Source organism: Variovorax sp. 05L425 (genome assembly GCF_056397705.1).
The window spans coordinates 166,109-190,064 of record NZ_JBFTNY010000009.1 but is presented as its reverse complement, the minus strand read 5'-3'; the positions used below and the strand labels follow the sequence as shown (position 1 = coordinate 190,064).

Annotated in this window: 18 protein-coding genes; 8 read left to right on the top strand and 10 right to left on the bottom strand. The window is 65.8% G+C overall.

From position 1 onward, the window contains the following. Positions 1-39 precede the first annotated feature (39 nt). Together AC1DN9_RS13030 and opgC are read left to right on the top strand one after the other, a co-directional pair. Positions 40-1,281 carry a glycosyltransferase family 4 protein gene (locus AC1DN9_RS13030; protein WP_478100729.1) on the top strand — a complete coding sequence of 414 codons (1,242 nt, stop codon included), beginning with the start codon at positions 40-42 and terminating at the stop codon, positions 1,279-1,281. A gap of 29 nt (positions 1,282-1,310) precedes the next feature. Further along, positions 1,311-2,453: an OpgC domain-containing protein gene (gene opgC / locus AC1DN9_RS13025; protein ID WP_478100727.1), complete on the top strand. Its 1,143-nt coding sequence runs from the start codon at positions 1,311-1,313 to the stop codon at positions 2,451-2,453. Here the strand turns inward: opgC and AC1DN9_RS13020 are convergent. The 7 genes from AC1DN9_RS13020 to argH form a co-directional block, all read right to left on the bottom strand. Then, positions 2,430-3,191, bottom strand: a complete 762-nt coding sequence (locus AC1DN9_RS13020) for an SGNH/GDSL hydrolase family protein (RefSeq protein WP_478100725.1) — start codon at positions 3,189-3,191, stop codon at positions 2,430-2,432. The two genes, opgC and AC1DN9_RS13020, sit on opposite strands and share 24 nt — an antisense overlap. A 72-nt stretch (positions 3,192-3,263) precedes the next feature. Further along, positions 3,264-4,016 carry an anti-sigma factor gene (locus AC1DN9_RS13015; protein ID WP_478100723.1) on the bottom strand — a complete coding sequence of 251 codons (753 nt, stop codon included), beginning with the start codon at positions 4,014-4,016 and terminating at the stop codon, positions 3,264-3,266. 10 nt (positions 4,017-4,026) lie between these two features. Then, positions 4,027-4,602, bottom strand: a complete 576-nt coding sequence (locus tag AC1DN9_RS13010; RefSeq protein WP_478100721.1) for an RNA polymerase sigma factor — start codon at positions 4,600-4,602, stop codon at positions 4,027-4,029. Between the two features lie 80 nt (positions 4,603-4,682). Next, positions 4,683-6,056 (bottom strand): UDP-glucose dehydrogenase family protein, encoded by a 1,374-nt coding sequence (locus AC1DN9_RS13005; RefSeq protein WP_478100719.1) that lies wholly within the window; start codon positions 6,054-6,056, stop codon positions 4,683-4,685. A gap of 4 nt (positions 6,057-6,060) precedes the next feature. After that, a complete protein-coding gene (locus AC1DN9_RS13000; RefSeq protein WP_478100717.1) occupies positions 6,061-7,032 on the bottom strand; it encodes a UDP-glucuronic acid decarboxylase family protein in 972 nt (323 codons plus the stop codon). Positions 7,033-7,065: 33 nt separating this feature from the next. Beyond that, positions 7,066-7,908: a glycosyltransferase family 2 protein gene (locus AC1DN9_RS12995; protein WP_478100715.1), complete on the bottom strand. Its 843-nt coding sequence runs from the start codon at positions 7,906-7,908 to the stop codon at positions 7,066-7,068. Between the two features lie 139 nt (positions 7,909-8,047). Beyond that, complete coding sequence (gene argH, locus AC1DN9_RS12990) at positions 8,048-9,445, bottom strand: argininosuccinate lyase (RefSeq protein ID WP_478100713.1); 1,398 nt, start codon at positions 9,443-9,445, stop codon at positions 8,048-8,050. 49 nt (positions 9,446-9,494) lie between these two features. Here argH and AC1DN9_RS12985 point away from each other — a divergent pair, with 49 nt between their 5' ends. The 3 genes from AC1DN9_RS12985 (at position 9,495) to AC1DN9_RS12975 (ending at position 12,560) form a co-directional block, all read left to right on the top strand. Further along, entirely contained in the window at positions 9,495-10,565 is a 1,071-nt protein-coding gene (locus AC1DN9_RS12985; protein WP_478100768.1) for a sensor histidine kinase, read from the top strand. Then, positions 10,562-11,311 carry a LytR/AlgR family response regulator transcription factor gene (locus AC1DN9_RS12980; protein WP_478100711.1) on the top strand — a complete coding sequence of 250 codons (750 nt, stop codon included), beginning with the start codon at positions 10,562-10,564 and terminating at the stop codon, positions 11,309-11,311. The genes AC1DN9_RS12985 and AC1DN9_RS12980 overlap by 4 nt, the downstream gene beginning before the upstream one ends. Before the next feature lie 61 nt (positions 11,312-11,372). Further along, positions 11,373-12,560 (top strand): AI-2E family transporter, encoded by a 1,188-nt coding sequence (locus AC1DN9_RS12975; RefSeq protein ID WP_478100709.1) that lies wholly within the window; start codon positions 11,373-11,375, stop codon positions 12,558-12,560. An 18-nt stretch (positions 12,561-12,578) separates the two neighbouring features. Here AC1DN9_RS12975 and AC1DN9_RS12970 read toward each other — a convergent pair whose 3' ends face one another. The 3 genes from AC1DN9_RS12970 to ppc all read right to left on the bottom strand — a co-directional run bounded on the left by AC1DN9_RS12970 (position 12,579) and on the right by ppc (position 21,106). After that, the gene (locus AC1DN9_RS12970) at positions 12,579-17,894 is read right to left on the bottom strand and encodes a glucoamylase family protein (RefSeq protein WP_478100707.1); all 5,316 of its coding nucleotides are present in this window, start codon (positions 17,892-17,894) and stop codon (positions 12,579-12,581) included. Further along, the gene (locus AC1DN9_RS12965) at positions 17,891-18,109 is read right to left on the bottom strand and encodes a hypothetical protein (protein ID WP_478100705.1); all 219 of its coding nucleotides are present in this window, start codon (positions 18,107-18,109) and stop codon (positions 17,891-17,893) included. Before AC1DN9_RS12965 ends, AC1DN9_RS12970 begins: the two co-directional genes overlap by 4 nt. Before the next feature lie 153 nt (positions 18,110-18,262). Beyond that, a complete protein-coding gene (ppc, locus tag AC1DN9_RS12960) occupies positions 18,263-21,106 on the bottom strand; it encodes a phosphoenolpyruvate carboxylase (RefSeq protein ID WP_478100703.1) in 2,844 nt (947 codons plus the stop codon). A 52-nt stretch (positions 21,107-21,158) separates the two neighbouring features. On the opposite strand from ppc, the gene hemC reads away from it, so the two are divergent. Genes hemC through AC1DN9_RS12945 form a run of 3 tightly spaced genes read left to right on the top strand, consistent with a single transcriptional unit; the run spans position 21,159 to position 23,954 of the window. Continuing rightward, on the top strand, positions 21,159-22,106 hold the full coding sequence (gene hemC, locus AC1DN9_RS12955; protein WP_478100701.1) for a hydroxymethylbilane synthase: 948 nt from the start codon (positions 21,159-21,161) through the stop codon (positions 22,104-22,106). Between the two features lies 1 nt (position 22,107). Further along, the gene (locus AC1DN9_RS12950) at positions 22,108-22,878 is read left to right on the top strand and encodes a uroporphyrinogen-III synthase (protein ID WP_478100699.1); all 771 of its coding nucleotides are present in this window, start codon (positions 22,108-22,110) and stop codon (positions 22,876-22,878) included. Further along, positions 22,875-23,954 (top strand): uroporphyrinogen-III C-methyltransferase, encoded by a 1,080-nt coding sequence (locus AC1DN9_RS12945; protein ID WP_478100697.1) that lies wholly within the window; start codon positions 22,875-22,877, stop codon positions 23,952-23,954. The genes AC1DN9_RS12950 and AC1DN9_RS12945 overlap by 4 nt, the downstream gene beginning before the upstream one ends. Positions 23,955-23,956 lie beyond the last annotated feature (2 nt).

The window sequence follows — 23,956 nt, the reverse complement described above, 5'->3', positions numbered from 1 at the left end:
GCTCTGGCACGCAATGTGCCTCCACTATGATCGATCGGTATGAAATTGTTGTTCAGCCACCCCGCCGGCAACCAGAACGTTCGAGCCATGCTCGATGGCCTGGAAGCCGCCGATATGTTGGCTCGCTTTGCAACCACTTTCGCCGTTCGTTCGGACAGCCTCGCCCTCAAGCTGGTGCCCGAGAAGTTCGGTCGAGACCTCCTTCGGCGACGCTTCGATCTGCCCAATGAAAAGCTCCTCCTGCATCCGTGGCGCGAGTTCGCGCGGATGATGTGCAATCGATACGGCTGGGACTACTTGCGGCGCCATGAAGAAGGGTTCGCGTCGATCGACGGGGTGCTCCGTGATTTCGATCGCTTCGTGGCGCGGGTGTTGCCGCGCGTGCACCGGCAGGAGCGCCTCGGCGCCGTCTACGCCTACGAGGACTCGGCGGTCGAAAGTTTCAAGGCGGCGAAGGCACTCGGCATTCATCGCGTCTATGACCTTCCGATCGCCTACTGGGAAGTCGGCCGTCGGCTGATGCAGGACGAAGCGCAGCGCCTTCCCGAGTGGGTCGATACGCTGGGCGGCGGCATGTCCGATTCCGAGGCCAAGGTGGGGCGCAAGGTCCAGGAACTCGAGCTTGCCGACCTGGTGGTCGTTCCAAGCCGCTTTGTCGCCGATTCATTGCCGGCATGGGCAGCGGACAAGGCGCGGGTGGTGTCCCCTTTCGGCTCGCCGCTCTCGGCTCCCATCGAGCAGACCGAAACGGTCGACCCGTCGCGCCCGTTGCGCGTGCTCTTCGCGGGCTCGATGGGCCAACGCAAGGGACTCGCCGATTTGTTGCAGGCGATGCACCTGCTCGAGGGCGAGAACATCGAACTGATCGTGATGGGGACACCGCTCAGCGGCCACGACTTCTACCGCCGGCAGTACGCTGACTTCACCTATGAGCGTGGCCGACCGCACGCCGAAGTGCTGACGCTGATGCGAAGCTGCGACGTCTTCTGCCTGCCTTCGCTGTTCGAGGGACGTGCGCTCGTGATGCAGGAAGCCATGAGCCAGGGGTTGCCGCTGGTCATCACGCCCAACACGGGTGGTGAAGACCTGGTCATCGAGGGCAAGACCGGCTTCCTGGTGCCGATTCGCTCGCCGGAGAAAATCGCCGAGAAGCTCGCCTGGTTCAATCAGAACAGGCAAGAGCTTCCTGCCATGAAGGTGCAGGCGATGCAGCACGCCGCCACCTATACATGGCGCAACTACAGCGCCACCGTCATCGACGCGATCCGCAGGCTGGCGTAGGTATTCCCCCGACGAATTTTGGTCATCCAGTGAAACGCTACTGGGAAATCGACGCGCTGCGCGGGCTCATGCTCGTGTTGATGACAGTCACCCATTTGCCAACCCGCCTCACCGATCCGTTGGGGCAGCCCTTCGGTTTCGTCTCGGCCGCGGAAGGTTTTGTGTTGCTGTCGGCCTTTGTGTCGGGACTGGTCTACAGCCGCGTCAGCTACAACCAGGGCGTGAACTCCATGCGCCGGGCCTTCTGGCGGCGCGCGCTCAAGGTCTATCTGAGCCAAGCGGCAACGCTGCTGTTCCTGTTCACGATCATCACGGCAGTGGGGCTGCGCATCGACCAGCCGGCGGTCAAGAACCTGTTGTCGTTCTATCTCGCCAATCCGCACGAGGCCTTCATCTATTCGCTGCTGCTCATCTACGAGCCGGCGCTCCTCGACATCCTGCCGATGTATATCTTCTTCATGCTGATGAGCCCGTGGGTGCTGGCCTTTGCATTGCGGCGCGGTTGGCTTGGCGTGATGACGGTGAGCGCGACGATCTGGGCGGTGGCGCAGTTCGGCTTGAGCGAATGGCTCTACGAATTCGCTGCTCGGCACCTCGGGCTGTCGGTGCCGTTTCACGAGACGGGCGCTTTCAACGCATTGGCGTGGCAATTCCTGTGGTTCGCCGGCTTGTGGATGGGCGCGAGCCGCAATGCACCCGGCGCCCGGCCTTTCCAATTTCCGAAGTGGGTGGTCGCAGTCGCCGCTGCGGTGGCGGTCTACGGCGTCTACTGGCGGCATCACGGCATCAACGGGCAGGCGCCATTCGGCGGTGACGCGGAACTCAACCTGCTGTTCGACAAATGGCAGCTCGGACCACTTCGGATCGTGAACCTCGTTGTGCTCGGCATTCTCACCATCCGGTTCGGGCCGGCGTTCATGCGGCGCATGCCGCGGCTGCATTGGCTGGAGGCGATGGGGCGGGCTTCGCTGCCCGTGTTCTGCGCGCACCTGGTGGTGGTGCTGTTGGTGCTGGCCATCTACGGCGACAGCCAGACCGCACGCCCCTGGTGGGGCGATGCGCTGCTGTTGGCCGTGGTGTTCTGCGGGCTCTACGCTGTCGCGCGCATCAGCCAGTGGGGGGACGAACGGAAGAAGACGCCTGGCCGCTTAACGCAGCCCCTGGGCGACTGAAGGATCGGGCCGAGTCGCGGGATCCGGCAGGTGCGACTCGATCAACGACTGCCAGAGGCGATAGCCCTGGTCATTCATGTGCAGCTCGTCGGCGCGGAACAACTCGGCGCGCGGTCGGCCGTCTGCACCCAGCATGGGCGTGTACACGTCGATGAATTCGCTGTTGGGGAGCCTTCGGAGGTAGGCTGCGATCACGTCGTTGGTCTCGCGGATCTGCGGCATCAGCTTCTCGCGCGAAGGGCTCGGCTTGACCGAGATGAATGCGATTCGGGTGTCGGGCAGTTCGGCGCGCACGGTGTTCGCGAAGCGCGCGAAGCTTTCGAGTACCTGCATCGGCGTACGGCCTTCGGCGAGATCGTTGTCGCCGGCGTAGACCAGCACGAGCCTGGGCTTGTAGCGTACGACGAGTTCGCGGGCGAACAAGCTGGAATCTTCCATCGTCGAACCGCCGAAGCCGCGGTTGATCACGACCGGCTGCTGTCGGAAGTCCCGCGCGATGTCCGGCCACATGCGGATGGTGGAGCTGCCGACGAACAGCACGCCGCCGCTGGCGGGCGGATGTTCGCGGTCGGCTTTCGCGAAGGCGTCCAATTCGCTCTGCCAGCGGGCTTGGGCAGCAACGTAGGCGGGCGAGCGTGCGGTGGCGTCGTTGACCGAGGTGGTCTGCGCCTGCGATGCGAGCGCGGTCAGCAGCGCAAGCGAGAGAACGGCAAGGCGGGAAGCTTTCATCGACACCATGGAATCAAAACGTCCTTCGACTTGAATGCGTTGGCGAGTCGTGCCCACGCGTCGGCAAATGGTAACGGGTCGTCAGATCGCCTTCTGGATCAGCGGGCCCTTGAACAGGATCGGGCCGCTCGGCGGTTGCCCGGCCGGAACACCGCCCTTCGGTTCGAGCGAGATCGCCAGCGCCGGGACGCCTTGCACATCGGCCTCCGAAGCTGTCAGCCTGATCGTGGATTCGCTGCCGAGCACACCGAGCGAGCGTGGCGCACGGCCTGGGGGAAGCGCCCACAGCTGAAGCGACTTGTCCTCGCTCTCGCGAAAGTCGCCGAGGCGCTGGAGCACGAGTTGCCGGTTCTTCGGATCGAAGGTCACGAGCATGGACGCGGCAGCCTTGTCATCGGACAGCACGGCAACGTATTGCTCGCTCGGCGCATTGCGCAACTGCTGCTGGAGATTCAGGCCCACCACGATCGCCACCACGGCGGCGAACACCCCGGCCGCCGCGGCGCCGCGCCAGAGCGCGAGGCTGTGCATCCAGCCACCGTTCTCGGGGGCAGGCGGCGCAGGCGCTTGACGCTGGGCCGCAATCGCTTCCTGCTGCTTTTCCGCATCGATCAGGTTGCGGATGCGTGTCAAGACCGCCGGATCCGGCGTCACGGACGGTTGAAGCTCGGCCATGCTCGCGAGCCGGCCTTGCCAGGCCAGCGCGGCGGCACGCACAGGCGCCTGCTCGCGTGCCATGGCTTCGAAGCGTCGGCGGGCGCCACCCCGCAGCGTGCCGAGCGCGTGGCTCGCCGCAAGCAATTCGAGCAATTCGGGGTGGGCGGAGAGGTTCATGTGGCAGCCCTCACGCGAATTGCTTCATGCAGGTGCGGAGCTTTTCAAGCCCGCGCCGAATCCATGTCTTGACGGTGCCCAGCGGCAGCTTGAGCTGTTCGGCCAGTTCGACGTGGCTCAGGTCGCGCAGGTAGGCCAGGCTCACGAGTTCGCGCTGCCGGCCTTCGAGCTGACGCAGGCATTGGTGCAGCGCCCATGCCTGCTCGCTCGCGTCAGCCGTGTCCATGGGGCTGGCGGCATCGGATTCGAAGGTCTCGGCCATCACCTCGTCGAACTCTTGCGTGGACTGGGCGCGGTCTGCCGTGCGACGGCGCAGCAGGTCCAGCGACCGGCTGCGCACGATGAGGCCCATCCATGCCATCGGCGGGCTGAGCGAGTTGCGGTAGTCGCCCGCCACGCGCCAGATCGTCAAGAACGTCTCCTGCAGGACATCTTCCGCCCATTCGCGCTGACGCACGATGCGCATCGCGAGGCCGAACAGCTTCGGCGAGGTGCGTTCGTACAGCTGGCGGAGGGCTGATTCGTCGCGCTGCCCGACCCGATCGATCAGTGCGATCAATTCGGCGTCGGGGCTGGGAGCACTCATGGGCGGATTGTGTGCCAACGGTGGGCATGCCGTGGGTACGGACCAGACGCCCGCTCGGATTCAGCGCGACGTCTTCGGGCTCAGAAGCTGTTGCGCCCGATGCCTTGATAGACGATGCCGGCTTCCTTCATCGTGCTCGGCTCGTACAGGTTGCGGCCGTCGAAGATCACCGGCGACTTCATCAGCGACTTGAGCCGCTCGAGGTTGGGGCTGCGATAGGCCTTCCACTCGGTGACGATGACCAGCGCGTCCGCACCGTCGAGGGCGCTCATCGGGTCCTTGGGCGAGCAGAAGCTGATCCGGTCGAGCAGCGAGGGTGCGTCCGCGAAATCCAGCTGCAGCACGCGCCGGGTCTCCTCGACCGCGATCGGGTCGTGCGCCACCACCTTGGCGCCCGCGCGAAGCAGCACGTCGATCACGACGCGGCTGGGTGCTTCGCGCATGTCGTCGGTGTTCGGCTTGAAGGCCAGGCCCCACAGCGCGAAGGTCCGTCCGCTCAGGTCCTTGCCGAAGCGGGCGAGCACCTTGTTGGTGAGTGCGCGTTTCTGCTCGTTGTTGACGGCTTCCACCGCTTCGAGCACGCGCAGCGTCTGGCCGTTGCCGCGCGCGGTGCGCGCCAGCGCCTGGATGTCCTTGGGGAAGCAGCTTCCGCCGTAGCCCGTGCCGGAGTACAGAAAGCTGTAGCCGATGCGCGGGTCGGAGCCGATGCCCTGGCGCACCGCTTCGATGTCGGCGCCCACGCGATCGGCCAGATTGGCCAGCTCGTTCATGAAGCTGATGCGCGTGGCGAGCATCGCGTTGGCGGCGTACTTGGTGAACTCGGCGGAGCGCACGTCCATCACGCGCGTGCGTTCGTGGTTGCGGTTGAAGGGTGCATACAACTTGCGCATCCAGCCCAGCGCTTCGCGGCCGTGATCGTCGTCCGAATAGCCGATGACGATGCGGTCGGGCCGCATGAAATCCTCGACCGCCGCACCTTCCTTCAGGAACTCGGGGTTGCTGACGACGGAGAAGCGCAGGTCGGAGCGTCCACGCTTGTCGAGTTCTTCCTGGATGACTGCCGTGACGCGGTCGGCCGTGCCCACGGGCACCGTCGACTTGTCGACCACGACCTTGAAGCTGTCCATGTACTTGCCGATGTTGCGGGCGGCGGCCAGCACATACTGCATGTCGGCGCTGCCATCTTCGTCAGGCGGCGTTCCGACGGCGATGAACTGGACGTCGCCATGCGCGACGGCGGCTTCGATGTCGGTGGAGAAGGAGATGCGCTTGGCCGCGACATTCGACTCGACCAGGTCGCCGAGGCCGGGTTCGTAGATCGGAATGCCGCCCGAGTTGAGCGTGGCGATCTTGCGTTCGTCCACGTCGAGACAGAAGACGTTGTTGCCGATGTCTGCAAGGCACGCGCCCGTGACGAGCCCGACGTAGCCGGTGCCGATGATCGTGATATTCATGAGGTCAGGTCGCGGTGGATTCCGCGAGGATCTTGTCGAAAAAGGCGATTGTCTGCTTCAGTCCTTCATCCAACTGGGTGCGGGGCGCCCAGCCGTCGAGTTCCTTTTGCGCCATCGAGATGTCGGGGCGACGCTGCTTGGGGTCGTCCGCGGGCAGCGGCATGCGCACCAGCTTGCTCTTCGAGCCCGTGAGTTCGATGACCTTGTTGGCCAGGTCGAGCATCGAGAACTCGCCCGGGTTGCCGATGTTGATCGGGCCGGGCACCTCGTCGCCGGTGTTCATCATGCGCAGCATCGCTTCGATCAGGTCGTCCACGTAGCAGAAGCTGCGCGTCTGCTGGCCGTCGCCGTAGATGGTGATGTCCTGACCACGGAGCGCCTGCACGATGAAGTTCGACACCACGCGGCCGTCGTTCAGGTGCATGCGCGGCCCGTAGGTGTTGAAGATGCGCACGACCTTGATGCGCAGCTTGTGCTGGCGGTGATAGTCGAAGAACAGCGTTTCGGCGCAGCGCTTGCCTTCGTCGTAGCAGCTGCGAAGGCCGATCGGGTTCACGCGGCCCCAATATTCTTCGACCTGCGGATGGATCTCGGGGTCGCCATAGACTTCGCTGGTGGAAGCCTGCAGGATCTTGGCGCGCACGCGCTTGGCCAGCCCGAGCATGTTGATGGCGCCGTGCACGCTGGTCTTGGTGGTCTGCACCGGATCGTGCTGGTAGTGGATCGGCGACGCCGGGCAGGCGAGGTTGAAGATCTCGTCCACTTCGACATAAAGAGGAAAGGTGACGTCGTGCCGCATCAGTTCGAAGCGCGGATGGTCCAGCAGGTGCTCGACGTTGCGCTTCGTGCCGGTGAAGAAGTTGTCGACGCACAGCACGTCATGCCCCTGTTCGAGGAGGCGGTCGCACAGGTGGCTGCCGAGAAAACCGGCGCCGCCGGTGACGAGCATTCGCTTGGAGGCGTTGTATTGACGCATGCGCGTGATCACTCCGTAAATGTCGATTCAGGGTCAATTCAGGGATTGCTGGGTGCGTTTTTCATACATCTTCGCGTCGACCAGCATGCGAAACCACAGTGCCTGGAAGAAAGCGAAGTAGAACCCCGTCCTGCCGTCCAGGAAGCCCAGGCGAAACACATAGCGGTAGACGAAGTAGCTGACCGAACGCAGGCCGGTGGGAAGCTTGTAATAGATTTCCTTGATGAAGCGCGTGCGTTCGCGCGCATCGCCTGTCAGCCGCGGCTGCAAGACGTTGTCGGACGCGGTGCAGGGGCCGAGCTTTTCCTTGGCTTCGGCATCGCTCCAGCGATTGTGGCTTGCGATCCAGTCGCTCAACCGGGCGGAGTTCTTGTCGTGCATGAAGCCGTTCAGCCGGCCGGGCTTTGCGGGACTGATGAAGTGCTGGTCGTAGAGCCGCGATTCGCAGCGCCCGACACCCGAGCGAAAGAGCCGCAGGTGCCACGGATTGACGCCGCTGAAGCGCAGCATCTTGCCCATGAAATAGTCGCGCCGGCGGATCAGGTAGGCGTCGAACTCGGGCGTGTCGGCCAGAACCGCATTGATTTCGGCGACCGCCCGGTCATCGAGCACTTCATCGGCGTCGAGGTGGAGTTGCCAGCCGTAAGACGGCTCGATCTGCGAAATGGCCCAGTTGCGCTGGTCGCTGTAGTTCGAAAAAGGACGCTGCACGACGGTGCAGCCCAATTCGGCCAGGATCGCGGGCGTGCCGTCGGTCGAATGCGAGTCGACCGCGAACACGTGAGGACTCACCTTCTTCGCCTGCGACACGGTTTCCCGAATGATCGAGGCGGAATTGAAAGTCAGGATGACGACGACGCAGCTGGATGTTTCCATGGGATTGGGCGCTCGATGACGGGCTTCGGGCGGCGGCCTCCAGGAGCGCAAGCGCAAAGCATGCCAAACTTTAGCACTACAAATTTACAATTGGGAACACATCTGACGGCCGGCATGGGCCCGTCCAATGGCGTATTGCTCAGGAAAGCCGCGCGCGGTGCCGGGCGATCTGCTGGCGCACCTGCGCCGGTGCCGTGCCGCCGAGGATGTTGCGCGCCGTCAACGAGCCGCGCAAGCTGAGCACGCCGTAAACGTCTTTTTCGATCGTCGGATTGAAGCCCTGGAGCACAGTCAGCGGGAGTTCCGACAGGTCCACCTTGTGCGAAATCGCCGCCTTGACCGCGTGCGCCACGGTCTCATGGGCGTCGCGGAAAGGCAGGCCCTTCTTGACCAGGTAGTCGGCCAGGTCGGTGGCAGTGGCATAGCCTCGCAGGGCCGCGACTTCCATGGCTTCGGGCTTCACCGTGATGCCGCCGACCATTTCCGAGAAGATGCGCAGCGTGTCCTTGAGCGTGTCGACGGTGTCGAACAGGGGCTCCTTGTCTTCCTGGTTGTCCTTGTTGTAGGCCAGCGGCTGGCCTTTCATGAGGGTGATCAGCCCCATCAGGTGACCAACCACCCGGCCGGTCTTGCCGCGCGCCAGTTCAGGCACGTCCGGATTTTTCTTCTGCGGCATGATCGAGCTGCCCGTGCAGAAGCGGTCGGCGATGTCGATGAAACCGAAGGATTGGCTCATCCACAACACGAGTTCTTCGCTCAGCCGGCTGATGTGAACCATGGCGAGCGAGGCGGCCGCGGCGAATTCGATCGCGAAATCGCGGTCGCTCACGGCGTCGAGGCTGTTCTGGCAGACGCCGTCCATGCCGAGCGCCGTGGCCACGGCCTCGCGGTCCAGCGGATAGCTCGTGCCTGCGAGGGCGGCTGCACCGAGCGGCAGGCGATTGACGCGCTTGCGGACGTCCGCCATGCGCTCGGCGTCGCGCGAGAACATCTCCACGTAGGCCAGCATGTGGTGGCCGAAGCTCACCGGCTGCGCCACCTGCAGATGGGTAAAGCCCGGCATGATCACTTCGACATTCTTCTCGGCGATGTCGAGCAGCGACTTCTGAAGGTCGACCAGGAGTCCGCCGATCAGGTCGATCTCGCCACGCAGCCAGAGCCTGACGTCCGTCGCCACCTGGTCGTTGCGGCTGCGGCCGGTGTGGAGCCGCTTGCCGGCGTCGCCTACCAATTGTGTGAGGCGGGCCTCGATGTTCAGGTGCACGTCTTCGAGGTCGAGCTTCCATTCGAAGCTTCCAGATTCGATTTCGTTGCGAATCTGCATCATCCCGCGTTCGATTGCGGCATGGTCCTGCGCGGCGATGATGCCCTGTGCTGCCAACATCGCCGCATGCGCCAGCGAACCCTCAATGTCGGCCTGCCACAGCCGCTTGTCGAAGAAGACACTCGATGTATAGCGTTTGACCAGGTCGCTCATCGGTTCGGAGAACAGGGCGGACCAGGCTTCGGATTTCTTGTCGAGTTGGTTTTGGGTCATGGGAAACGATCGGGAGGCAATAATGGGTTTGTCACCCAGTGTTTCATTGATGCGCAACCCGTCGATTTTATCGGCCGCCCCTTCATCGTCGACGCCCATGCAGGCCGGGGTGCGCGCGCCGCTGCGCGCCGGGTCGGTGGTTTTCGATGCGTGCCAGATCGGCGTGGTGCTGCGCGCGGTGCTGTTCGTGGAGACAGTCGTCGCGATTGTCGCGCTGTTTCTCGCGCCCACGGTGTCCGAGTGGCTGCTGCTTGCCGCAACGGTGACGGGCGGCGCGTTGCCCGCGACCTTGCTCTGGTTGCTTGCCGCATGTGCGCTCAAGAAGCTGCTTGGCCGGCTGCCGCTGCGAGGGCAATACGTGGCCGGGGCCCTGCTTGGGGCGGTCTCGGGCCTCTACGGGTGCGGGCTGCTGCGCTTGACGGGCGTCGTCGGCACAGCCCCTTGGGTAGCCAGTGCGTTGGCGGGCGCCTTGTTTGCAAGCTTGATGATGGCGGCGCTGGTGCTGCGAGCCAGGGGGCAGACCCCGGCGGCGACCACCGCAAGGCTCGAGGAACTGCAGTCGCGCATCCGGCCGCACTTTCTCTTCAACACGCTCAACAGCGCGATCGCACTCGTGCGCGAAGAGCCTGCGAAGGCCGAAGCGATGCTTGAGGACCTGAGTGAACTGTTCCGGCAGGCGCTGGCCGACCCCGGCGAGTCGGTCACCCTTGCTGATGAGATCGCGCTGGCCGAGCGCTACCTTGCCATCGAACAGGTGCGTTTCGGCGACCGCATGCGCGTGCGCTGGGACATCGACCCCAATGCCAACTCGGCCCGCCTGCCGCCCCTGCTGCTGCAGCCGCTCGTGGAAAACGCGGTCAAGCATGGCGTCGAGCCGAGCCCGGAAACCGCCAAGCTGCGCATCCGCACGGAACGCCGGGGCAGCATGGTGCTGATCGAGGTCATCAACAGTCTTCCTCCTCTGCGCTGGGCCGACGAACCCCTTCCGCGCGGCCACGGCATCGCACTCGCCAATGTGCGCGACCGGCTGCGCCTTCTGCACGACATGCAGGCGCAATTCAGCGCCGGCATGGACCAGAAGAACTACCGTGTCCGCATTGCCATTCCCGCTGGATCATGAGCACTCTTCGCACCCTGATCGTCGATGACGAAGCGCTGGCGCGCTCCCGCATGCGCGCGCTCCTGGCCGACTGCAACTCGCCCGCCGCCGAAGTCGTGGCCGAGGCCGCGAACGGCGACGCGGCATTGAAATGCCTGGCCGCCACCCATTTCGATGTCGTGCTGCTCGACGTCCACATGCCCGGCATCGACGGCCTTGAACTTGCGCGCAGCCTTCGCAGCCAGCAAGGTGCGCCAGCCGTGGTGTTCGTCACGGCCTATGCCGCGCACGCGGTGACAGCCTTCGAGCTCGAAGCGGTCGACTATCTGACGAAGCCCGTCAGGGGCGAACGCCTTCAACAGGCTTTGCAGAAGGTCGAGCGGCATCTCCGAGACCGGCGGCCGGCGCCCGCGGAGGAACCGCAAGACGTGCTGCTCATCCAGGATCGCGGCCGCACCGAGCGCGTGCCGTTGTCCGAGGTGCTGTATCTCAAATCCGAGTTCAAGTACCTCACCGTCCGCACAGTGTCTCGCAGCCACATCTTCGACGGCTCGCTTTCCGAACTCGAGGAGCGCTATCCCGCGCGCTTCGTGCGGGTGCACCGCAATGCGCTGGTGGCACGTTCGGCGATTCGCGCGCTCGAGAAATACGACGATGGCGAGGATGCCGAAGGCTGGGCCCTGCGGCTCGACGGCGTTCCGGAGCCCGTCGTGGTTTCGCGTCGTCAGCTGTCGACGGTCCGAGAAGTGCTGAAGGAGCCGCGATGAGTGCCGCGCCGGGCCGCCCCAAGCAAGCTCGCACCGCAGTGCGCAGCACGGAGGTTAGGTCATGAGTGACGTGATCGAGTCCGAATCGAAGGCCCAGGCGGAGACCGAAGAGGAAGCCCTGTCTGCGGAAACGCAACCCGAACGCGTCCTGCTGCACATGCCGGTCGACGTGCGCAGTGCGTCGCTGGTGGTGCTGGCCGTGTTCGCCAGCGTGTTTGCGTTGCATTGGGCGGCGGCAGTCTTCATTCCACTGCTGGTGAGCCTGATGCTGACCTACGCCCTGTCGCCGTTGGTCGATCTGCTCGAGCGCTGGAAGATCTCGCGCTGGATCGGCGCGGCCGTGATCCTGCTCGGCATCGGCGGCGCCTTCGGCTGGACCGGCTATTCGCTTTCCGGCAATGCTTCGGCGCTGCTCGATTCATTGCCCGTCGCCGCGCAGAAGCTTCGTCTGGCGATGCACACAGGTCCCCGCAACGCTGACCCGAGCGCGCTCGATACGGTGCAGAAAGCCGCGGCGCAGATCGAACAGGCTGCGGAAGAAAACTCGGCCAAGGTCGCGGCCCGGAAAGGCGTGGCGCGAGTGATCGTCGAGCGGCCGTCCTTCAACGTGCGCGATTACCTGTGGAGCGGCACTGTCGGCCTCATCGCTGCGGCCGGGCAGCTCACGCTGGTTGGTTTCCTGACTTTTTTTGCCCTCGGTTCGGGGGATACCTTTCGCCGCAAGCTCGTGAAGATCACGGGCCCCAGCCTTCAGAAGAAAAAAATCACCGTGCATGTGCTGGACGACATCACCTACCACATCGAGCGCTACCTGATCGTCCAGATCCTGACCAGCGCACTGGTCGGCGTTGCCACGGGCCTTGCCTTCTGGGCCATCGGGCTGGAGAACGCCGCGGTGTGGGGCATCGTGGCGGCGATCACCAACCTCATTCCCTACATCGGGTCGGTCATCGTCATGGCGGCCGCGGGGCTGCTGGCCTTCCTGCAATTCAATACCGTTCAGATGGGGCTGCTGGTCGGTGGGGTTTCGCTGCTGATCCATACCTTGGTGGGCAGTCTGCTGATGCCCTTCCTCACGAGTCGTTCGAGCCGCATGAATCCGGTCGCCGTGTTCGTCGGCGTGATCTTCTGGGGCTGGCTCTGGGGAATCTGGGGGCTGCTGCTGGGGATTCCGATCATGATGGTCGCGAAGGCCATCTGCGACCACGTGGAGGACCTGCAGCCGATCGGGGAGCTGTTGGGGGATTAGTCATCTGCCGCAGGTCGATCAGCCCCGATCGCGCATCACGCGGGGCGTGGTGTTGGCCAGGATAGTGGTGAGGTCCTGCAGCGCGATGTTCTTGGCGGGATCGATGCTGAGATCGCGCAACCTCAACTGCGCCAGCGTGGCGGCCATGCGTGTCGCGCGTTCGACGTGCATCGGCTGCAGGTACCGATCGATGCTGGGCATCAATGCTTCGACGCTTTCGTCGGCGGCGGTCGCGAAGGTCACGCGTGCGGTGGCGCCCGGTGCAATCGAAAGACGCACGCGTAGGCAGGCGATCGGATCGAGGCCGTTGATCGGCGTGCCGCCGGGCGCCAAAGGTTGTGGGTCGAACGCCGGCGTCGCGGGTGCGCGATTGCGTCCGACGAAGGCGCGCCGGTCGGTCATGCAGTCGACGGACAGCACCCGTGCATCGACCGCCGCGACGAAGTGCGCGGCAGCCACCCCCGGGTCGCCGTGCAAACGGGGCTTGCGTGACATCAGCAGCGCGCGCCAGGCCGGCTCCCAGCGACTTTCGACGAAGAGGTTGGCGAAAGCCGGATGCGCCTCGTCAGCCTTGGGGTTGGACAGCATCGGCTCGAAAAAGGAGATGAGATCCAGCGTGCGCGTTTCGCTGCCAGTGTTGTGCAGCGAAACCGTGCGCAGTTCGGCGTCGTCCTCCGGGCTGATGAGCACCGTGATGCGCGCCTGCAGCCCGGGCCCGCTCGCGTCGAACTGGACCTGGTCGGCCAGGAAGCGAGCGCGGTAGCGCCAGTGCTCTCCGGGGGCGGGAAGGGCGGTCAGTGAGGAGAGCGCGGGGCTGTGCGTGTCGCGCACGTAAAAGAAGGTGCCGTAGCTGTCGCGCAGCGGATCGTCCCGCCAACGGCTCACGTTGAACGAGCGCCAGCGACTCACGCCGGCGCCGTTGGCACGCAGGGCCACCGTGTATTTGCCGTTCGACAGCAAGTGCGTGGGCTGAAAGCTTGGCTCCATGGGATCGACCACGCGCGGCTGGAAGATCGGCGGCGCCTCGCCAGTCGCGGGCTCCGGCGGCGTGCGCGGATCGGCGCTGCCGATGATCTGTCGCGGCGTGCGCTCGTGCAGCAGCGACTCGTGCGCCTGCACCAGCGGCGCGCTGCCGAACCAGCGGCGTGGCGCATCGTCGCGGACGGCATTGCACAAGGCCACGAGCGACATGCCGTGGTGATGCGCCATGACGTTGCGCACGACAGTGAAAGGCTGCCCCGCGGGTTGACGCGAGACGGTGAAATCGATCGCGTCGAAGAAGCCGAACTCGCCGCGTCCGCCGAGCGACTCGAGCAGCCGCAGGTTCACGACCGCGTCGGCCGGCCGGAGCAGCGCCGCCATCACGGTGGCATAAGGCGCGACGACGCGATCGGTCGGCGGCGTGCGACGCAGCGCAAGCCGCGGCACTCCGAAGGGCGAGTATTGGTAGGCGAGCGAATGGTCCTGCGCGAAATAGGCCGACTCGGAAACGCCCCACGGCAGGTTCTGCATGGAGCCGAAGGCCTGCTGCTCGCAGATCGCGGCGAGGTTCGCCACCTGCAGCAAGCCGCCGACCGGCTCCGCCATCACGAGCGCCGGCATCAGGTATTCGAACATCGAACCCGACCAGGATTTGAGGCCCGGCTTGACGCCCACCGAAAGAAAGGGCCGGCCGAGCGCCATCCAGTGGCGCCGCGGCACGTCGCCCTTGGCGATGGCAAGGAAGCTCAGGAGGCGCGATTCGGAGGCGAGCAAGTCGTAGTAGCTCGCATCCAGCGCGTTCTCTTCCACCCGGAGACCGATGTGGAAGAGGTGGCGCTTGGTGTCATAGAGCCCGCGGAAATCCATGCCGGCGCACAAGGTCTCGCAACGCTGGGCGAGCATCTCCAGCTCGGCGTTTCCGGCGGAGAACCTCCGGCAGGCCTGTGCCACGGCAATGAGATGGCCTGCCAGGTTACCGCTGTCCACGCTCGACACGTAGGCCGGCGGCAGCATCCTCAGCGTGCGTGTGTCGTACCAGTTGTAGAGATGACCCTCGTGCTTGTCGAGGCGGTCGATGGTGTCGAGCGTCGCGGCGAGCCGGGCGGCGAGCGCCTTGGTGTCGATCCACCCGAACTCGCGCGCGCAGCAGCACGCCAACAGGTACATGCCGATGTTGGTCGGCGATGTGCGGTGCGCGATGGTGGGTTCGGGTTCGAGCTGCAGGTTGTCGGGCGGCAGGTGGTTGTCCTCGGGCCCGACCACATGCTCGAAGAAGTGCCAGGTGTCGCGTGCCAACGTTTCGAGGTAGCCGCGCTGTTCGGTGCTCAGTTCGCCTTCGGTCTTCGCCGGCATGCGGCTGCTCCACCACGCGGCGACGGGGGCCAGCGCCCACAGCACGAAGAGAGCGGCGCCCAGCTGCGGATACGGGCTCCACAACGACGCGACGGCGAATGCCATGCAGACGGCGCTCGTGGGCGCTGCACTGCGCAAGAACGCCTGCAGGTCATAGCGCGCCTGTGTCTGCGCCTGGGCCGCAGTCGTCCATTCGAGCAGATGCCGGCGGCTCACGACGAGCCGCCACGCGGCGCGCGCGGAGGCATCGAGCAGCAGGCGCGTCTGCGCTGCCAGTTGCACGAATTGCCACGCGGCGCTGGCCGTGGCGCGCAGGAACTCCGCGACGCCGACATCGAAGAAGTGGGGCAGTTCGATCGAGCGCCGCGTCGGCACCAACCCTGCGAGCGCCCCCAGCAACGGGCCGAGCACGAGCGCCGCGCCGACGGCGGCGAGCGCCCAGTTCAACGGGAACGAATCGGTGAAGACGACCCATGCGAGCAACGCCGTCGACGCCGGCACGACCATGGTTCGCCGCAGGTTGTCGCCCATCTTCCACAGTCCGAGTGCGTCGATGCCGAAGCGTCGTGCGCGCAGCATCAGCGGCAACAGCTGCCAGTCACCGCGCGTCCAGCGGTGGACGCGCGAGGCGGCAACGCCGGGATGGTGCGGATGGTCTTCGATCAGGACCAGGTCGCTCACCACGGTGCAGCGGGCCACCGTGCCTTCGAGCAGATCGTGGCTCAGCACGACGCCGTCGGGCACGCGCCGGTCCAGCGTGGCATGGACGGCCTGCACGTTGAGCAGGCCTTTGCCGGTGAAAGATCCGGTGCCGAAGACGTCCTGGTAGAGGTCGGAAGCGCTGTTGCTGTAGGGGTCGAGTCCGCATTGGCCCGCGAACATCCAGTGGAACGGCGAGCGCTCGCGCCGCTCGGGAAAGGGTGTGACGATGCGTGGCTGGAAGATGCCGAAACCAGCCGTCACGCGCTGGCCGGCCCCGTCGATCTGCGGCGCGTTCAGCGGATGCGCCGCCACCGCGACGAGTTCGCGCAGCGTGCCCGGGGGCAGGCCCGTGTCACTGTCGAGCGTCAACACATAGGGGATGCGTGCCGCGAGCTGCAGTCCCCCGGCCGTGGGTACGAAGCCGCTCGCATCGTCGACGGCAAGAAGGCGCAGCAGCATCTCGAGCTTGCCCCGCTTTCGCTCCCAGCCCATCCAGCGTTGTTCGGTATCGGACCAGGTCCGCGGACGATGCAGCAGAGCGAAGCGCGGAGGAGCGCCCGCCGGTGCGGGATACGTTTCGTTGAGCGCTGCGATGCGCCGCACCGCATCGTCCAGCAAGGCCGCGTCGTCAGGCATCGAGGCAAGCGGCGCATCGGCCCAGTCGGTCAACAGCGCAAACTGCGCATGGTCCTCCCGGTTCGCGAGCCAGTGGAGTTCGAGGCGATGGGCGAGCTGCGCGTTGGCTTCGAGCGAACTCAGCATGGACGGAATGACCACCAGCACGCGATGCACTTGCGGAATGCCTTCCGCGAAATCCAGCCGCGGCAGCGGGCGCACCCGGGTCGACTCTGCCACGATGCGGTGCACCAGCGCGATCACGGCTTCGGAAAGCGGCCATGCAAGCAGCACCAGCGCTACGATCGAAGTCCACGCCGCGTCCGGCCATCCGGCGCGATTCAAGCCGTGTACCGCCGCAGCCAGCAACAGCGCAGTGCCGGTGACGATCGTGAGCAGGTAGAGCGGCAGGCGCCAGTTGCGGTGGGCGATCTTGCGCAGAGAAAGCGGCAGCGCGCCGTTGCCGCGCGCAGGCGCCAGCGCGGCGGTCAATGCCGGACGGCCTTCGCCGAAAAGGTAGTAGCCTGCCGTTCGCTCGGCCAGTGACCAGCGGTTCGCGTCGTCCAGCTCGTGCGGATTGGCCGCGGCATCGAAGGCCAGCCGCACGACCGCCTGGGCGACTTCGCGCTCGGGGCGGCGATTGATGCGCGCGACCTGCTCCATCGCGTGCGTAATCTGCTGGCGCGTGATTTCGCTTTCGCGGCTGAAGCTCGGAAGCTCGCGCAGCACGCGCAAAGACCGGCTGACCGGCTCGATCAGGTCGGCCCACTCGACTTGGCCGATCATGCGCAGCGTCGTGATGATATTGCCCACCGTGAGGTTGGCGGCGGCCTGCGCGGTCTGCGCGTCCGCGATCAGCGCGGGGCCGTTCGGGCAGTGCTGTTCGGTCCATTTGACGAGCGCAGGCGCGTCGTTGCCGTGCTCGACCGGCAGGCGCTGCCACAGTTGGGTGAGATAGCTTTCCTGCATGCCGCGGCTTTGCAGCGCACGGTAGAGCACATCGAGGTCTTGCACGGAAAGCGACTCGCCCGCATCCCACGCCGCGTGCGCGACTTCGCTCGCTACCTTGTTCTCGGCGATGCTTTCGGTGACGCGCCGCAGGTTTTCCAGCAGCACCACGCGCAGCGTGGTCGGCAGCGCCCACAGTTCGCCCAGCGTAAGTTCGTCGACGTCCTGATAGGCGTTGAGAAAGGCGGTGAACAGCTCATTGTTCAGCACGCTGTCGGTATGGGCCACATAGGCCCAGGCGATGCCGTAGACGCGCGGCAGCCCGGCCAACGGCGCCGCCGCGAGCTTGGGCAGGCGCGCGTAGTAGCTGCGGGGCACGCCCTCGCGAATCTGTTGGAGCTGCGCTTCGACGAGATGAAAGTTGTCGAGCAGCCATTCGGCCGCAGGGGGCACATAGCGCCCGCTCTGTGAAATCAGCGCGATGTAGTCGAAGGCCCCGCGCAGCGATTCGAGGTTCTTGTCGACCCGCGGGAAAAAAGGCGTGGCGTCGCCGCGAGAGCTGCCGCGCTCCACCACCTGTGCACGGGCCAGGCTGTGGCCGTGCTGTTCGAAGCGTTGCGCGCCGAACAGTTCGGCGCGGATCGGTGGTTCGACCGGTTGGTGCGGACCCAGGAGGAGATGGCGTGCGTACCGGCTGAGCGCGTTGAGCCGGTCGACGACCGCGGCGGCGCTCAAGCGACCGCGAACAGTCCGATGGCGAGCACGATGGCCACGCAGGCCATCGTCACGATGCGGCCGGCGGCGACCGAACGCACCCGCTGTAGATGGCTCCCGACGGCAAACCATCGCCCTTGTGCCAGCGCGCAATGTCGCATGTGAGCTGCCAGAGCATCGAAGTCGCCGCTGACGAAGTCGATTGGGGAACGGGCAAGCGATTGCGGGGAAGACATGGCGAAGATTCCTGTGAACGACCCTTGAGCCGCCGCGCGATTGCGAGAGCTGTGAACGTAGGGGACAGGGTACTCTTCATTGCATACCCTTTATTTCTCATTCGCCGCTGGTTGGTGTAGGTGTCGGCGGACGACGCGTGTTCTCGCCCTTCCTCAGCCGGTGTTCCGCAGCCCCGCTGCGACGCCGTTGATCGACATGTGAATGCCGCGCTGCAGCCGCTCGTCCACCTGCCCGGCGCGATAGCGCCGCATCAATTCGACCTGCAGGTGGTGCAGCGGATCGATGTAGGGAAAGCGATGCCGGATCGAACGCTGCATCTCGGCATTGCCCTCCAGCCGCTGCCGGGCGCCTGTGATCACGACCAGCGCGTCCGATGTACGGTGCCATTCGGCCTCGATCATCGAGAAGATCTTCTGCCGCAGCTTGCGTTCCGCCACCAGTTCCGAGTAGCGCGAGGCCAGGGCGAGGTCGCTCTTGGCGAGCACCATGTCCATGTTCGACAGCAGCGTGCGGAAGAAGGGCCATTGCACGTACATGCGTTGCAGCAGCGCGTGGCGCTCCTTGCGAGCCGCCGGATTGCCCGCCGCCAGGAACTGCTCGATCGCGGAGCCGAAGCCGTACCAGCCGGGCAGCGTGAGCCGGCATTGCCCCCAGCTGAAGCTCCACGGTACCGCGCGCAGGTCTTCGATGTTGCGGTTCGGATTGCGTGAAGCAGGCCGCGAGCCGATGTTGAGTTCCGCGATTTCGCGGATCGGCGTGGCGCTGAAGAAGTAGTCGATGAAGCCGGGCGTCTCGTACACCAGCGCGCGGTAGGTGGCCATGCTGGCAGTCGACAGTTCCGCCGCCGCGGCCATGAAGGCGCTTGGCGCCGCCTTTGCTGTCGGCAGCAACGTCGCCTCCAGCGTGGCCGCTACCAGCGTCTCGAGGTTGCGCCGGCCAATCTCGTGATTGGCGTACTTCGAACCGATCACCTCGCCCTGCTCGGTCAGCCGGATCTGCCCGCGCACCGTGCCGGGCGGCTGCGCGAGGATCGCCTGGTAGCTCGGACCGCCGCCACGTCCCACTGTGCCGCCGCGGCCGTGGAACATCCGCAGCCGGATCGGCACACGGCTTTCCGCATTGAGTTCGTCGATCAGCGCCACCAGCGCCAGGCCGGCGCGATAGAGCTCCCAATTGCTGGTGAAGATGCCTCCGTCCTTGTTGCTGTCGCTGTAGCCGAGCATCACGTCCTGCTCGGCGCCCGAACGCTGGATCAGGGCATGGATGCCGGGCAGTGCATAAAAGGCCCGCACGATCGGCGCTGCGTTGCGCAAGTCCTCGATGGTCTCGAACAGCGGCACGACGATGAGGTCGCAGGTGGCGTTCTCGGCCAGGGTGCCGCGCAGCAGTCCCACTTCCTTCTGGAGGAGCAGGGCTTCCAGCAGATCGCTGACTGTCTCGGTATGGCTGATGATGTAGTGGCGGATGGCTGCCGCGCCGAACCTCGCGCGCGCGGAGCGTGCCGCCGCGAAGATCGCGAGTTCGCTCTTTGCCAGCGGGGAGTAGTCCGCATCGGGCACGCGCAAGGGGCGTGCGTCATCCAGAAGACGCAGCAGCAGCGTCTGCTTGGCCTCTTCGGCCAGCGCGGCGTAGTCAGGCTCGATGCGTGCAGTGGCGAGCAGTTCGGCCACGACGGCTTCATGCTTGTCCGAGCTCTGCCGCAGGTCCACCGTGGCGAGATGGAAGCCGAACACTTCCACCGCACGGATCAGCGGATGCAGGCGCGGGGTGGCCAACACCGCGCCGTGCTGGTCCACGAGCGATTCCTCGATGGTGCGCAGGTCGGCCAGGAAATCCTCGGCATGGAGATAGGGGTTCTGCGGCGGCACCGCGTGGCGCGCGGCCTGTCCGCCGGTGAGGTCGCGCAACGTGGCCGCAAGCCGCGAATAGATGCCGGTGAGCGCGAGGCGGTAGGGCTCGTCCACGCGATGCTCGTTCTTGTCGGGCGAGCGCTCGGCCAGTGCCTGCATCTCCACCGACACGTCCACCAGTGTGGCCGACAAAGAGAGTTCACCGCCCAGGAAGTGCACTTCGGTCAGGTAGTGGCGAAGTGCAAGCTCGGCTTGGCGGCGCAATGCGTATTCGAGCGTTTCGGCCGTCACGTTGGGATTGCCGTCGCGGTCCCCGCCGATCCACTGGCCCATGCGCAGGAAGGGCGCCACGGAGGGGATGCTGCCGCCGCTGCCCAGGGCTTTTTCCAACTCGGCGTACACGCGGGGGATCTCGCGCAGAAATGTCGCTTCGTAATAGCTGAGCGCGTTCTCGATCTCGTCGGCCACAGTGAGCTTGGAGAAGCGCAGCAGGCGCGTCTGCCACAACTGCGTGACGCGGGTGCGCATCTGCTTCTCGTTTTCCGCGTACTCGTGCGGCGTCAGCGCGTCCTTCTTGCCTGCGAAGGCGAGTTGTCGCAACGCGATCTCGTCGCGCGCGACCAGCAGTTGTGCAATCGCGCGCTCGGCATCGAGGATGCTCTTGCGCTGCACCTCGGTCGGATGCGCCGTGAGCACCGGGGAGACGTAGCTGTGCGCGAGCGATTCCACCACCGCTTCAGGCTTGATGCCGGCCTTTCGGATGCGTGCGAGCGCAACGTCCAGACTGCCCTCGGCGCTGTCTCCGGCACGTTCGGCCTCGGTGCGGCGGCGGATCTGATGCCGGTCCTCGGCCAGGTTGGCGAGGTGGCTGAAGTAGGTGAAGGCGCGAATCACGCTCACCGTCTCGGCAGCGCTCAGGCCCTTGAGCAGGTTCTTGAGAGCGCGGTCCGCCGCGTGGTCCGCATCGCGCCGGAATGCGACCGACAGCGTGCGGATCTTCTCCACCAGCGCATAGGCTTCCTCGCCTTCCTGCTCGCGGATCACGTCGCCCAGGATGCGTCCGAGCAGTCGGATGTCAGCAATCAGCGGCTGGTCTTCATCACTCGTCCTGCGCTTGGGGGCTGCAGGGGAGGGGGTCGTCTTCATTCGAAACTTCTCCTCGTCAGATGGGCCTGCGGCGACGTTGCTGCGGCGCAACATGCTAGCATCCCCACAGGTACTCTCTCTCACTGGAACGGTCTTGAGCAACATCGTGATCGCCACGCGCGAAAGCCGCCTGGCAATGTGGCAGGCCGAACATGTCAAGGCGCTGCTGCAAGAACAGGGCCACACCGTCAGTCTGCTCGGCATGACGACGCGGGGCGACCAGATCCTCGATCGCTCGCTCAGCAAGGTCGGCGGCAAGGGCCTGTTCGTCAAGGAACTCGAACTCGCGCTCGAAGAAGGGCGCGCCGATATCGCGGTGCATTCATTGAAGGATGTGCCGATGGATCTCCCTGAAGGCTTCGCGCTGGCCTGCGTGCTGGAGCGCGAGGATCCTCGCGATGCACTGGTGTCGCCACGTTATCCCTCGCTGAAGGCGCTGCCCATGAATGCGGTGGTCGGCACGTCGAGCTTGCGGCGCGTGGTGCTGCTTCGCGCGCTCCGACCCGATCTGCGGATCGAACCCTTGCGCGGCAATCTCGACACACGACTGCGCAAGCTCGACGAAGGGCAATACGACGCGATCGTGCTGGCGGCCGCCGGGCTCAAGCGGCTCGGTCTCGAAGGCCGTATTCGCGAGACTTTCGAGCCTGACACCATGCTGCCCGCTGCCGGCCAGGGCGCGCTCGGCATCGAAGTCCGTGCAGATCGTGCGGACCTGATCGCGTTGCTGGCGCCCTTGTCGAGCCGACCCGACGGGCTCGCCACGGCAGCCGAACGCGCGGTGAGCCGCGCAATGGGCGGCAGTTGCTCGATGCCCTTGGCGGCACATGCGCGGTGGCAGCCCACGGGCGCGCTGCGTATCGACGCGGCCTGGGGCGACCCTGAAGGCGCAGCGCCGCTGGTGCGCGTGCATGCCGTCGCGGAGGCGGCTGACTCTGCCCAGGCAGGGGCACTCGGCGACACCGCTGCCAGGATGCTCCGCGCGGCGGGTGCGCATTGAAATGATCCCGCGACGAGTGATCGTCACGCGCCCCGCTCAAGAGGCGGCGAAATGGGTCGACGCGCTGCGTGCGGCGGGATGCGATGCCGTCGCGTTGCCGCTGATCACCATCGCGCCGCTCGATGACCCCAAAGCCCTCGATGCCGCGCGGCAGCGGATTCACGACTACGACGCCTTGATGTTCGTGAGCGCGGCGGCGGCCGGGCATTTCTTTCGCGATACGGCTGTCGCAGCCGACGCGCGCTGCCGCTTCTGGGCCACCGGCCCCGGTACGACACGCGGACTGCGCGAAGCCGGGGTGCCTGCGTCGTCGATCGACGCGCCGTCCTCCGACGCCGCGCAGTTCGATTCCGAGGCCCTTTGGCAGCTTGTGCGACCGCAAGTGCGGCCCGGCACGCGGGTGCTGATCGTTCGGGGCGGGGACGCGTCCGGACAGGCCACCGGTCGCGAATGGCTCGCGCGCGAGATCACTGAGGCGGGAGGCACTTGCGACGCCGTGGCCGCCTACCGGCGGCTGGCACCCGCATTCGGCGAGGACGAGCGACGCGCGGCGGTCGAAGCCGCGGCCGGCTCGCTGATCTGGCTGTTCAGCAGCTCGGAATCCATCGCCAACCTGCGTCGCATGACCCCCGACACCGATTGGCGCGCGGCGCGTGCAATCGCCACGCACGAACGCATCGCGGATGCCGCGCGTGCCGCGGGTTTCGGCAGCGTCCGCATCTCGAACCCGTCCCTGCCGGCGCTGATCGCGTCGATAGAATCCTTCGCATGAGCGACGCTTCCGTCCTGATCGAGCCCGTGCCGGATTCCACCGCACGCCCCACCGTGCAGGCCGCTCCCCTGGCCGGCGCTTCGGCCGCCGCTGCGCTGCTGTCGAGGGTGCTGCTCGGACTGCTTGCGGTCGTCGCGGTGGTCGCCCTCATTGTCTCGATCACGCTCTGGCAACGGGTCAGCGGCATGCAGGAACAACTCGCGCGCCAGAGCGCCGACGCCCTGGCGCAGTCCCTGGAAGCCCGGACCCTTGCCCGGCAGGCGCAGGAGGTCGTTCGCGACACGGCCGCGCGTCTTGCCCTGACCGAAACGCGCGTCGGTGAAGTTGCACTCCAGCGCTCGCAACTCGAGGAACTCATGCAGAGCCTGTCGCGCTCCCGCGACGAGAACCTGGTGGTCGACATCGAGGCCGCCGTCCGGTTGGCATTGCAGCAGGCACAGGTCACGGGCAATGTGCAGCCGCTGTTGGCGGCACTCAAGGCCGGCGATCTGCGGATCGCGCGCGCCGCGCAGCCGCGTCTCGCGCCGTTGCAGCGCGCGATGCAGCACGATGCCGACAGGCTGCGCGCCACTGCCAACGGCGATGCGGGCGACGCGCTTCAGAGAATCGACGAACTGATCCGCAGCGTCGATGACCTGCCAGTGGGCAACGCGGTCGCGGTACGTGGCAGGGGCGTGAATTCGCTCCAGACCGAACCCTTGCCGCCCGGTGCGCCATGGTGGGAACGCTTCCTTCTCTTGGTGCAGAACGAGGCCCGCTCGTTGCTGCGCGTCGGTCGCATCGAGCGACCCGAAGCGGTGCTGCTCACGCCCGACCAGACATTCTTCCTGCGGGAAAACCTGAAGCTCAAGCTGCTCAACGCCCGGCTTTCCGTGTTTTCGCGGCAGGTCGAGACAGCCCGCAGTGAACTGGCTTCCGTGTCGGCATCGATCAATCGCTATTTCGATCCCGCCTCGCGCCGCGTCCAGGCCGCGGCGACCTTGCTCCAGGAGATCCAGGCGCAGGTCAAGACCAGCGAGCCGCCGCAGGTCGAAGAAACCCTGGCCGCACTTGCCACGGCCGCCGCCGGTCGCTAGGG